General features: G+C 61.7%; 8 protein-coding genes, 1 tRNA gene and 2 rRNA genes. 2 read left to right on the plus strand and 9 right to left on the minus strand.

Annotation, left to right across the window (positions count from 1 at the left end):
• The 3 genes from BM348_RS21625 to BM348_RS00010 all read right to left on the minus strand — a co-directional run.
• Positions 1-1,407, minus strand: a 23S ribosomal RNA gene (locus BM348_RS21625); the annotation flags it as partial.
• Positions 1,408-1,617: 210 nt separating this feature from the next.
• A tRNA-Ala gene (locus tag BM348_RS00005) sits at positions 1,618-1,689 on the minus strand.
• A gap of 140 nt (positions 1,690-1,829) precedes the next feature.
• Positions 1,830-3,302: ribosomal RNA gene (locus BM348_RS00010) — 16S ribosomal RNA — on the minus strand.
• A 925-nt stretch (positions 3,303-4,227) separates the two neighbouring features.
• Here BM348_RS00010 and BM348_RS00015 point away from each other — a divergent pair.
• Positions 4,228-4,605, plus strand: coding sequence for a winged helix-turn-helix domain-containing protein (locus tag BM348_RS00015; protein ID WP_092900301.1), 378 nt, complete (start codon positions 4,228-4,230; stop codon positions 4,603-4,605).
• Entirely contained in the window at positions 4,602-4,898 is a 297-nt protein-coding gene (locus tag BM348_RS00020; RefSeq protein WP_092900304.1) for a DUF7521 family protein, read from the plus strand. The genes BM348_RS00015 and BM348_RS00020 overlap by 4 nt, the downstream gene beginning before the upstream one ends.
• Positions 4,899-5,065: 167 nt before the next feature.
• On the opposite strand, the gene lpdA is transcribed toward BM348_RS00020, so the two are convergent.
• The 6 genes from lpdA to BM348_RS00050 all read right to left on the minus strand — a co-directional run bounded on the left by lpdA (position 5,066) and on the right by BM348_RS00050 (position 12,090).
• The gene (lpdA, locus tag BM348_RS00025; RefSeq protein ID WP_092900307.1) at positions 5,066-6,535 is read right to left on the minus strand and encodes a dihydrolipoyl dehydrogenase; all 1,470 of its coding nucleotides are present in this window, start codon (positions 6,533-6,535) and stop codon (positions 5,066-5,068) included.
• 81 nt (positions 6,536-6,616) lie between these two features.
• Positions 6,617-8,266 (minus strand): dihydrolipoamide acetyltransferase family protein, encoded by a 1,650-nt coding sequence (locus tag BM348_RS00030; RefSeq protein WP_092900312.1) that lies wholly within the window; start codon positions 8,264-8,266, stop codon positions 6,617-6,619.
• 1 nt (position 8,267) lies between these two features.
• Positions 8,268-9,266 (minus strand): alpha-ketoacid dehydrogenase subunit beta, encoded by a 999-nt coding sequence (locus BM348_RS00035; protein WP_092900313.1) that lies wholly within the window; start codon positions 9,264-9,266, stop codon positions 8,268-8,270.
• Between the two features lie 2 nt (positions 9,267-9,268).
• Positions 9,269-10,378 carry a pyruvate dehydrogenase (acetyl-transferring) E1 component subunit alpha gene (pdhA, locus tag BM348_RS00040; protein WP_092903487.1) on the minus strand — a complete coding sequence of 370 codons (1,110 nt, stop codon included), beginning with the start codon at positions 10,376-10,378 and terminating at the stop codon, positions 9,269-9,271.
• A gap of 373 nt (positions 10,379-10,751) precedes the next feature.
• Complete coding sequence (gene lipA / locus BM348_RS00045; protein ID WP_092900314.1) at positions 10,752-11,714, minus strand: lipoyl synthase; 963 nt, start codon at positions 11,712-11,714, stop codon at positions 10,752-10,754.
• Between the two features lie 181 nt (positions 11,715-11,895).
• Entirely contained in the window at positions 11,896-12,090 is a 195-nt protein-coding gene (locus BM348_RS00050) for a cold-shock protein (RefSeq protein WP_092900315.1), read from the minus strand.
• Positions 12,091-12,201: the final 111 nt, after the last annotated feature.

Here is a 12,201-nt window from a genome sequence, read left to right on the forward strand (position 1 = left end):
CGTTCGGCCGTCGGGGTTCTCACCCGACTAACGCTGCTACTATGACCAGAATTTTCGTTACTGCACGGTCCACACGAGATCTCTCCCGTGCTTCCACCCGAACAGTATGCCAACCTACGGAATCACCCTCTGACGGGTGTCGCTCGGTCTCGGTGGTGGACTTGAGCCCCGATCATTTTCAGCGCGCCGAACCTCGGCCGGTAAGCTGTTACGCTTTTCTTAGAGGGTAGCTGCTTCTAAGCTCACCTCCCGGCTGTCTAGGGCTCGGCACCACTTTCGATCGCACTTAGTCCACACTTGGGGACCTTAACCCAGCTCTGGGTTGTCTCCCTTACGGTACACAGGCTTACCCCGCGCACCGGTCTCCTCACGTCAACAGCGTTCGTAGGTTCGGAGTTGGACAGGGAGGCGAACTCCTCTCGGAGGCCGGTCTCCCAATCCGTCGCTCTACCCCACAAACTACCTCGGTGAAGGTCATGCTTCGACATGTTTCGGTTGGAACCAGCTGTTTCCGGACTCGATGGGCCTTTCACCCCTACACATAAGTCACGAGAGGGTATTGTAGGACACCAACTCTAACGGGCCTCCACGTGCCTTTCGGCACGCTTCGCCCTGCTCATGCGTAGATCGTCCGGTTTCGGGTCGTGTCCGGTCGACTCCCCGCGCTTGAACACGGTGACCCTGGTGCAAAGCACTGCGGTCATATCGGTTTCCCTCCGCCTTCCCCGATGATCGGGTTAGACTCGTCGAACAGACACACTCTCTGGTTCGTTTTTCAAAACGTACGACAGAACACCGGCTTCCCACACGGCTTACTACAGGTTCGCACCTGATTCATTTCGTGTCGGACCTTTCGTGCCCTGTCGTTCTATCGCCAACTGATTTCACGCCCTATTGCACCTCCCTTCTTGGGGTGCTTTTCAGCGTTCGCTCACGCTACTTGTTCGCTATCGGTCTCAAGGAGTATTGAGTCTTTGCGGTCAATGCCCGCAACATTCACGAGGAATATCCAATCCCCGCTACTCTGGTACTGACACACACCATACTAACCTACAGTACGGGACTGTCACCCTGTCTCGTACTCCATTCCAGGAGATTTCTCATAGATGGTCTGGTGCTGCAAGTCAGCCCGAACACCACATTGCCCGTGAAGGCTTCGGTTTGGACTGTGTCGGGTTCACTCGCCGTTACTAACGACATCGCGAGTTGCTTTCTTTTCCTGTCGATACTAAGATGTTTCAATTCTCGACGTTCCCCATTGCGCGAAGCAATTGCGGTGGGGATTCCCATTCGGAAATCCTACGTTCTTCCCCTCCGTGCGGGTCCCGTAGGCTTATCGCAGCTTGGCACGTCCTTCTTCAGCTCTTGAGCCGAGCGATCCACCAGCTGGCACAGTAGCCACGTTCTTTCGGATCAGTAGTGACCCGGGAACGGGTCCAGTGGACGCCTGGACTACACGTACACACGGTCTCATCTGCACGCCCGTAGACAGCGGGCCTGCATTAACCCTTCCCACCCACGCTTGCGCGGAGTGGTGCATCGGTTCTTGCTTCGGATTAGATCACAGCGCCGTCACCCACTTAAGGGGCACGATTCGCTTCGACCTAACCCGACTCATGGACCCACAGGGATTCGAACCCTGGGCATCCTCCTTGCAAAGGAGGCACTCTACCACTGAGCTATGGGCCCACCCCCGCCTCAACGAGGCCGGGGATCAAACGCGACGTTAGCCTTGACAGTTCTAAGGTGCTCGCTCGGCCCTGCGCGGGTCCGAACTGTGGACGCACGACTGCTGCTGTGGGCCGGGGCAACGCCCCGGTCCCGGTCTGTGGAGGTGATCCAGCCGCAGATTCCCCTACGGCTACCTTGTTACGACTTAAGCCCCCTTGCGAAGCCCAGATTCGACCGCCGGATGACGGCCTCATCCGGACCTCACTCGGGTGCTTTGACGGGCGGTGTGTGCAAGGAGCAGGGACGTATTCACCGCGCCCTTCTGAGGCGCGATTACTACCGAATCCAGCTTCATGCGGGCGAGTTTCAGCCCGCAATCCGAACTACGATCGAGTTTCGGAGATTAGCGTCGCCTCTCGGCGTAGCATCCCACTGTCTCGACCATTGTAGCCCGCGTGTAGCCCAGCACATTCGGGGCATACTGACCTACCGTTGCCCGTTCCTTCCTCCAGTTTGGCACTGGCAGTCCTCTTAATGTACCCAACCACCTCAAGGGTGTTGCTGGCAATTAAGGGTGCGGGTCTCGCTCGTTGCCTGACTTAACAGGACGCCTCACGGTACGAGCTGACGGCGGCCATGCACCTCCTCTCAGTGGCTCCCGTAAGCTCATCACACTGACGTTCACTGCACACTGTCGATGCTGGTGAGATGTCCGGCGTTGAGTCCAATTAAACCGCAGGCTCCTCCGGTTGTAGTGCTCCCCCGCCAATTCCTTTAAGTTTCATCCTTGCAGACGTACTTCCCAGGCGGTCTGCTTCACGGCTTCCCTACGGCACAACACAGGCTCGTAGCCTGTGTCACACCTAGCAGACATCGTTTACAGCTCGGACTACCCGGGTATCTAATCCGGTTCGTGACCCGAGCTTTCGTCCCTCACCGTCGGATCCGTCTTTCCAGAGCGCTTTCGCCACCGGTGGTCCGTCTCGGATTACGGGATTTCACTCCTACCCCAGACGTACCCTCTGGATCTTCCGGTCCCAAGCCACACAGTTTCCACCGGACGCCTCTCCGTTGAGCGGAGAGATTTCCCGATAGACTTGCGTGGCCAGCTACGGACGCTTTAGGCCCAATAATAGCGGTCATCACTCGTGCTGCCGGTATTACCGCGGCGGCTGGCACCGGTCTTGCCCAGCACTTATTCTGTGACCATCCTACGGTCACGAAAAGCGAGGACTATATGCCCTCGCACCTGGAGTCCCCTTATCGCACTCGCGTGCAGTGTAAAGGTTTCGCGCCTGCTGCGCCCCGTAGGGCCCGGTATCTTGTCTCAGATACCGTCTCCGGGCTCTTGCTCTCACAACCCGTACCGATTACTGGCACGGTGGGCCGTTACCCCACCGTCTACCTAATCGGCCGCAGCCACATCCTATCGCGCCTGAGCATTTCTGGCTCGCGTCACTCCAGACGCCGAGCCGTATGCACTATTAGCCTCAGTTTCCCGAGAGTATCGTGCTCGATAGGGTAGTTTGGCCACGTGTTACTGAGCTATCTGCTACGAGCCTCAACTCGTACAACTAGCATGGCTAAATCGGACTCCAATAGCAATGACCTCCGGCAGGATCAACCGGAATGCTATAACTCCCTCGAAAGGGAGGGTTTGGCGGTGAATGTTAAAACACACTCACACATTGCGTGGTCCACAGTCCAGTGACCCCATCGCCGACCGATCGAGCGTCACCGAACTGTCAAGGCTAACATCAGATCCCATCTTAACGGCGGACCGCAGGGGTGGAATCCTCATCTCCTTCGGACTCAATCATACGCCCTCAGGGGTACAAAACCCCTTCGGACCCAGACCGTCCGACCCGGCACGCCGACCATATCGGCCACCGGCCACGTGTTCGTTGCGTTCACATCCGAACCGACCCATCCATATAAGGCCGTCGGATCACACCCACGCCGAGAACCACACCCCGGCGCCGGCATCCACGTACCCAACCAAAGACCACGGCCCCATAAAAGGCCATCGTCTTCACCTCGACCACTACCGGCCGAGCACGAGTACGTGTCAACGCACGCGAACCAACTCAACCCTCCGTGCTGGAACGCAGCCAGAGGGGACGTGACATCCCGCGTCACGTCGATTACATCCTTACCGAGAAGACATCCACATAAAAGGCCGTCGAACCAAACCCGGTTCGAAAGCCGATACCATGCCACGATTTTCCACGTATCGGTTGCACTACTGACAGTAATAAACGGGTTCGATAGTGGAACGGTGCATCCGCTCGAGAATCACGATATCGCGCGGGCGGAGGTCGGTCGCTCATTCCGTCCTTGCAGACACGGTCTGACCGGATGATACCCGCGCGAGTTGGTATTCGAGCCTGCACGCAAGAACTCTTTCTTTCGCGTATCGAACGGGTCCCGCGGCGGCGTCGCACGCGAATCGTAAAGGGGACGAAAACGAATATGTTCGCGCGTGAGCGGCCAGAAAGCGTAAACGCGGATTCGCATCGATGCGAATAAACCGCGGGGGTGACTAGGGGAGAACGAATGGTCCGGGACCCGACCGCTTCGGAGTCGATGCCCTCGGCCGAAGAGATCTGCGCTGCGCTCGACGATCCCGACTGTCGGGAGATTATCCGGAATCTCGAGGAGCCGTTGACGGCGTCCGAGCTCACAGAGCGATGTGAGATTCCCCAATCGACGCTGTACCGGAAACTCGAGTTGCTTACCGAGGCGACTCTGCTCGAGGAGTCGACCGAGATTCGACGCGACGGCCACCACGCGAGCAAGTACTCGGTCGCGTTCGAGGAGATCACCCTCGTTCTCGAGGACGACCGTTCGCTGGCAGTCCGGATCGAGCGGCCGGCCCGGACGGCAGACGAGCGGCTCGCAGAACTGTGGTCGGAGGTGCGAAAGGAAACATGAGCACGGAACTTATCGAACCGACCACCGCCGCGATGGCGTTGATGGTCGTTAAAACGTTACTACTCGTTGTCGGAAGTATAATTACCTACTTCGCGTTCAAGGCGTATCGGAGAACGCGCCAGCCCGCGCTGGGTTATCTCACGGCCGGGTTCGCGATCGTGACGCTCGGATTCGTCCTCGCGGGGATGGTCCACGAGGTGTTCAACGTCGATCTGACGCTCGGGATCCTCGTCGAGAGCCTGCTGGTCCTGATCGGATTCTCGATCATCGCGTACTCGCTGTACGTCCAGTAACCGACACGAAGACGAGAGTCGACCGCGTATCCGTTTTGTGGTGCTGACGTCCTCCTCGGAGTTCTATCACCCGTTCGGAGGCGATCGCAGTCGCCACTGGCCGCTCGAGTCGAAACTCGAAGCCACCCGAGAAAGTAAAAGTTGAGCGGGAAGATGACGATACGGACTTACCGATTGAGCGTGTGAATCGCCCGCCCGAGCGCGTTTTCCGCGGCTTCCATCACGGACTCCGAGAGCGTCGGGTGCGTGTGGATCGTTCGAGCGACGTCCTCGAGCGTCGCGCCGAGTTCGATCGCGAGGCCGAGTTCCGCGATCAGTTCGGAGGCCTCGGGAGCGACGATCTGTGCGCCGAGGACGAAACCGGCTTCCTCGTCGGCGACGATGCGAACGAAGCCGTCGGATTCGTTCATCGTCAGGGCGCGGCCGCTCGCGCGAAGCGGGAACTCGCCGACGAGGGGCTCGAACCCCTGCTCGGACGCTTCGTCCTCGGTCAGTCCGACGGTTCCGATCTCGGGTTCGGTGAAGACGGCGGCGGGCATCGCCTGATAGTCGATCGCCGAGGGTTCGCCAGCGATCACTTCGGCGGCCACCTGTCCCTCCATCGACCCCTTGTGTGCGAGCATCGGTTCGCCGGCGACGTCGCCGACGGCGTAGACGTGTTCTCGATTGGTCCGCGCTCGGTCGTCCGTCGGAACGAACCCTCGCTCGTCGGTCTCGATACCGGCAGCCTCGAGATCGAGCGTGTCCGAGACCGGTTCGCGACCGACGGCAACGAGGACCTTCTCGGCCTCGATCTCGAGCGGTTCTCCCTCGGCGGTTTCTAACTCGCCGCCGTCGGCCGCCGGTTCCGCGACGGGGTCGGCGACGACGCGGATCCCCTCGCTGTCAGCCGCGTCGTGCCACTCGGCGGCGGTGTAGCCGAACTCGAAGTCGACGCCGAGTTCCGCCGCTCGCTTGCGAACGGGGCGCGAGAGGTGGTCGTCGTAGCCCGGCAGTGCGTCCTCGAGCATCTCGAGCACCGTCACGTCGGTGCCGAGTTTCGCGAAGACGCCGGCCAACTCCATCCCGATGTAGCCCGCGCCGACGATCACGAGCGACTCGGGGACCGACTCGAGGGCGAGCGCCTGCCGCGAGTCGAGGACGGGTTCGTCGCCGTACTCGAAGCCGGGGATCTCGATGGGGCGCGAGCCGGTCGCGATGATCGCGTCCTCGAACTCGAGGGTCTCGCTGCCCTGTCCCTCGCCGTCGTGTGAGACCCGGACCGTGTTCTCGCCGTCGAACCGGGCAGTGCCCTCGAGTAAGTTGACCTGATTGGCCTTGCAGAGTTTCTCGACCCCGCTCGTGAGCTGGTCGACGACGCCGTCCTTCCAGTTCATCATTCCCGAGAGGTCGATCGCGGGATTGGCGTGGATCCCCATCTCCTCGGCGTGGCTCGCCTCGTGGGCGACGTTCGTCGCCGAGATCAGCGCCTTCGAGGGGATACAGCCGTGGTTCAGACAGGTCCCGCCGTAGGCGTCGCGCTCGACCAGCGTCACGTCGAGGTCCAGTTGTCCGGCACGGATCGCGGCCACGTAGCCCGCGGGTCCAGCGCCGATTACCAGTACGTCCGTGCCAGTTGTGACATCTCCAACGACCATTGTAGTGAGTCTCCGTGTCCGCTCGTGAGTCCGTTCGCCCGCCCGCTACTTCAACGGTAGCGGTCGAAAATCCGCGATCCCCTACTGCAACAGGAGCAGTTCGGGGTCCTCGAGGTACTCCATCAGCGCGTTCGTAAACCGCGCGCCGACCGCGCCGTCGATCAGTCGATGATCGAACGACAGCGACAGGGTCATGACCGAGCGCGGCTCGATCGATTCGGTGCCGTCTTCGTCGGTGACGACGCGGGGTTTGCGCTTGATCTCGCCGATCGCGAGGATCCCCGTCTCGGGGTAGTTCAGGATCGGCGTCGCGTACTCGCCGCCGATGCCGCCGACGTTCGTGATCGTGAACGTCGATCCCTGCAGTTCATCGGGCGAGATCGAGCGCTCTCGAGCCTTCTGGACGAGTTCGTTCGTCTCCGAGGCGATCTGGAGCAGTCCTTTCTCGTCCGCGTCGTCGACGACGGGGACCATCAGGCCGACGTCGGTCGCCGTCGCGACGCCGATGTTGTAGTAATTCCGGTAGACGATCTCCTCGTTTTCCTCGTCGATCACCGCGTTCATCTCGGGGAACTCCTCGAGGGCGGCGACGACGGCTTTCGTGATGAAGGGCATGTAGGTTAGTTTGATCCCTTCCTCGGCCGCGCGCGGTTTGAGTCGCTCCCGGAGTTCGACGAGCTCGGTGACGTCGACCTCGTCGTGGTGGGTGACGTGTGGCGCGCTGTACTTCGATTCGACCATCGCGTCGGCGATGGCCTTTCGGACGCCTTTGAACGGCTCTCTGCGCTCGCGTTCGCCCTCGAAACTATCGGCGGTTGCTTCGGTAGACGAAACGGCGGCCGCGTCGGCCTCCTGAGCCTCACGCTGCATCGTTGCGTACTCCGTTACCGCCTCCGGCGTCACGAACGGCTCGCCGTCCCGCGTCTCATCCGTCGGCACGGTGTCGATGTCGATTCCTTCCTCCTCGGCGAGCCGACGCGTCGCGGGTGCCGCCAGCGTTCGCTCGCGGTCGGCCGACTCGGCGAACTCCTGCGGAGTGGCCGTCTCGCCGGCCGCATCAGCGATCGCACTCGAGTCTGCAGTGTCGGATTCGCCTCCGGAATCGGCGTTGGGCTCGGCCCCAGAACTGGCGTCGGCGCTCGAGGCCGACTCGTCGTCCGACGAGTCCGAACTACCGTCCGAAGCGTCGGAATCCGATCGCTCGCCGGCGGCCGCTCGAACGTCGCCGTCGGTGATTCGCCCGCCCGGACCACTCCCCTGGACGGACTCTATGTCGACGCCTGCTTCGCGCGCCATGCGTCGCACGCGCGGGGGCGCGAACACTCGTCCCTCGGGCGTTGCGATCTCCTCGATGTCACCGCCCGTCGCGCCAGGGTCGCCGGCGGGTTCGTCCCCGGAAGCGGACACGGACGCCGAGTCGGCTTCGTGTCCGGTCGTCTCGGCCGCGCTATCGTCATCTTCGGCGTCTCTGGCCGTCTCCGAGGACTCCTCGCCCTCGACGTCGAACGTGATGATCACGTCACCGACGGGAACGATCTCGCCTTCCTCGGCGCGCAGTTCCCTGACTGAGCCGTCGACGGGCGAGGGAACTTCGACGAGGGCTTTGTCAGTCTCGACCTCGGCGACGGGCTGGTCCTCCGAGATCGGATCGCCTTCTTCGACCAGCCACGAGACCAGTTCGCCTTCGGCGACTCCCTCGCCGACGTCGGGGAGTTTGAACTCGCGAGCCATCTCAGAAGTTCACCGCGTTTCGGATGCCCGACTCGATACGCGCCGGTTCGGGCAGGTAGTAGTCCTCAAGCGCGTACAGCGGGAACGGCGTGTCGAAGCCGCTGATGCGTTCGACCGGTGCCTCCTGGTAGAGGAGCGCTTCCTCCTGAATCGTCGCGGCGATCTCCGCGCCGAGTCCGCCCGTCTTCGGGGCCTCGTGGACGACCGCGGCCCGGCCGGTTTTCTCGAACGAGTCGACGATGGTGTCGGTATCGAGCGGCGACATCGTCCGCAGGTCGACGACCTCGACGTCGATCTCGTCCGCGAGGTTCTCGGCCGCCTCGAGCGTCGGTCGGGTCATAGCACCCCACGTGAAGACGGAGATATCGGTGCCCTCACGGCGAACCGCGGCCTCGCCGAGCGGCACCTCGTAAGATTCCGTGGGAACCTCCTCGCGGAACGCCCGGTAGATGAGCTTCGGCTCGAGGAAGATTACCGGATCCGAATCTCGGATCGCGCTCGTCAAGAGTCCCTTCGTGTCGGAGGGCGTCGAGGGGATGACGACCTTGAGCCCGGGCTGGTGGACGAACATCGCTTCGGTCGACTCCGAGTGGTGTTCGGGAGCGCGAATGCCGCCGCCGTAGGGTGCACGAACGACCATCGGACACGTGTAACGCCCGCGCGAGCGCGTGCGAAGCCGCGCGGCGTGGCTGACGATCTGGTCGAACGCGGGGTAGATAAAGCCCATAAACTGCATCTCCGGGACGGGGCGCATCCCGTAGGCTGCCATGCCGATCGCCGTCCCGACGATACCGGATTCGGCCAGCGGCGTGTCGATGACCCGGTTCTCGCCGAACTCGTCGTAGAGCCCTTCGGTCGCCCTGAACACGCCGCCGTTTCGACCGACGTCCTCGCCCATGACGACGACGTCCTCGTCCCGTTCCATCTCGGTGTAGAGCCCGTCCCTGACCGCCTGTACGAGGGTGAGGCTCTCGGCCTCCGCGGTAGATTGTGCTGACATGGTTAGTCCTCCAGGAGCGCGTCGTCGCCGTGGTGCTCTCGAATCGTTTCGAACCACTCGCGCTGTTCCCGTAACCGTTTGGGAATTTCGTCGTACACGTGGGTGAAAATTTCCTCCGGCTCGGGGCGTCGAACGCTCTCGGCGGCCTCGATGGCGTCGGCCACGTCGTCGCGAACCCGCGCGTCGATCGCGTCGACCTGCTCGTCGTCGAGGAGGCCGTTGTTCCGGAGGAACGACTCGAGACGCGGAATCGGATCCTTCCGCTTCCAGCGCTCGACCTCCTCGTCGTCGCGGTAGACCGACGGATCGTCGGCGGTCGTGTGCGCGCCGAATCGGTACTGGACGGCCTCGATCAGCGTCGGTCGAAGTTCGCCTTGCCCCGGATCCTTCGCCTTCTCGACGGCGTCGCGGGTCACTTTGTACACCGCCAGCGGATCCATCCCGTCGACCTGCACACCTTCGAAGCCGTACGCGGTGGCCTTCTGGGCGAGGGTCGCGCTCGCGGTCTGGCGCGAGCGCGGGACCGAGATCGCCCACTGATTGTTGTTACAGAAAAAGACGGTCGGCGTGTCGAAGACGCCCGCGAAGTTCAGGCCCTCGTGGAAGTCGCCTTCGGAGGTCGCCCCGTCGCCGAAGTAACACAGGAAGGCCTTCTCCTCGCCTTTCAATCGCGAGGCCCAGGCCGCTCCAGTCGCGTGGGGGATCTGCGTCGCGATGGGAACCGCGACCGAGAAGATGTTGACGTCCTCGGGGACGTAGTTGCCCTGCTCGTGACCCATCCAGTAGAGCAGGGTCCGCTCGAGCGAGAGCCCGCGAACCAGCCCGACGCCATGTTCGCGGTAGCTGGGGAAGATCCAGTCCGCGTCGTCTAACGCGTGTGCACTGGCGATCTGAGCGCCTTCCTGGCCCGACAGCGGCGGATAGGTCCCCATTCGCCCCTGTCGCTGGAGGCTCACCGCCCGCTCGTCGAAGTGGCGAACCAGCCGCATCTGCTCGTACATCTCGAGGAGTTCGTCGTCGTCGAGGCCCGGCACCGACGCGCCCTCGACGACGCGGCCGTCCTCGTCTAGCACCTGTACTCGCTCTCGAGGATCGCGCTGTATCGTACTCATGGGAAGAACCTCCGGCACATACCCGTACTAACAATCGCTCGAGATAAAGAATTTTCGTATAAATTTTACTCTTGGGTATAAAACTGCCACTGCTGTACAGATCTGTGCAGTAGAAGGAGTATAGAATGGACGAACGTACCTCTTCTCGACGTATCGAACGGAGTTGCGTGAAAGCTAACGAATAACGATTCGGGTTTTGGACGGACGACCACAACGGTCGTCGGCCGCTGATCGGAAGACGACGAAACGCAGCGCCGATGGCGACGCGAGTGGACGTCGGTTCGGATAGAACGCCGGTTCGAAAAACGGATCAAGACAGACAAAGCGTCGGGACGAACAAAACGTCGGGACAAACAGAGCGTCGAGAGAGGGGTTACTTCGCGCGCGTCTGTCGGGCCTGCTCGCGTGCGCGTTCGATACTTTTATCCTCACGCAGTACCGCGTCCACGAACAGCTCGCCAGCTTTGTACGAGGACCGAACCATCGGGCCGCTGGCACAGTAGAGAAATCCGAGCTCTTCCTCGGCGACGCGCCGCCACGTCTCGTACTTGTCGGGGTGGTCGTAGCGCTTCACGTCCAGGTGCGAGCGCGAGGGCTGGAGGTACTGGCCCAGCGTGACGATGTCGACGCCGCGCTCGCGCAGGTCCGCGAGCGTCTGGTAGACCTCGTGGTCGTACTCGCCGTGGCCGAGCATGATCGAGGTCTTGGTGTAGATGTCCGAATTCCGGTCGACGTACTCGAGCACGCCGAGGCTCTGCTCGTAGCCCGCGCGCCGGTCGCGGACGGGAAACTGGAGCCGTTCGACGGTTTCGACGTTGTGCGCGATGACGTCAGGCCCCGCGTCGATGATCTTCTCGAGCAGGCGCGTTTCGCCCTGGAAATCCGGAATGAGGACTTCGACGAGGATGCCGGGATGTCGGCGTTTGATCTCGCGGATGGTCTCTGCGAACTGGCCCGCGCCCTGGTCCGGCAGGTCGTCCCGGTCGACGCTCGTCAGGACGACGTAATCGAGGCCGATTTCGGCGATGGCGCTCGCGACGTTTTCGGGTTCGTCGGGATCGAGCGGTTCCATGCCCCCCGTCTCGACGTCACAGAAGTTACAGCCTCGAGAGCAGCGATCGCCGAGCAGCATGAACGTTGCCGTCCCGCCGCCGGTGCCGTTCGCATCGGCCGATGGACCGTTTCGACCCGACCAGCACTCGCCGAGGTTTGGACAGTTGGCCTCCTCACAGACCGTGTGGAGATCGCGCTCTCTGAGCGTTTCGCGGATGTCGGCGAACTCCCGGCCCGACGGCGGTCGCGTTTTCAGCCAGTCGGGCTTTTGGGAACGACTCATACTGGTAGGCTGGTTGCCAACCCTGAAAAATCGTAGTGGTATCTACGCCGTGAGCAGTGTGTCGAAGTATCTACACCGTAAGCGGCGTATCGAAAGTAACGACCGCGAGAGACAGCCGAACGCGAGCGAAGCCTCTCACGGTCGTGAATAAAGTAAAATCGGCTACTGAACGCGGAACCGTTTATAGACGGGTGACGTTGGTCGCGCGGGGACCTTTCGGTGCCTGTTCGATGTCGAATTCGATGTCTGTGCCTTCTTCGAGGTCCGGGCCGCCAACGTCTTCCATGTGGAAGAACACGTCGTCGTCCGCGTCGTCTGTCTCGATGAAACCGTAGCCGCCTGTGTCGTTGAAGAAATCAACAGTGCCTTTCGCCATTACGATTCTATCGTGTGCCAGGACACGTATAACGCTTGTGTTATATATTTCTGCGGATAACGACAGAAACGAGCCCGAGCCCGGAAGGACGGCACGTCGGTGGAGCATTTT

Origin of the sequence: Halostagnicola kamekurae, assembly GCF_900116205.1 — an archaeon.
Taxonomy (GTDB): domain Archaea; phylum Halobacteriota; class Halobacteria; order Halobacteriales; family Natrialbaceae; genus Halostagnicola; species Halostagnicola kamekurae.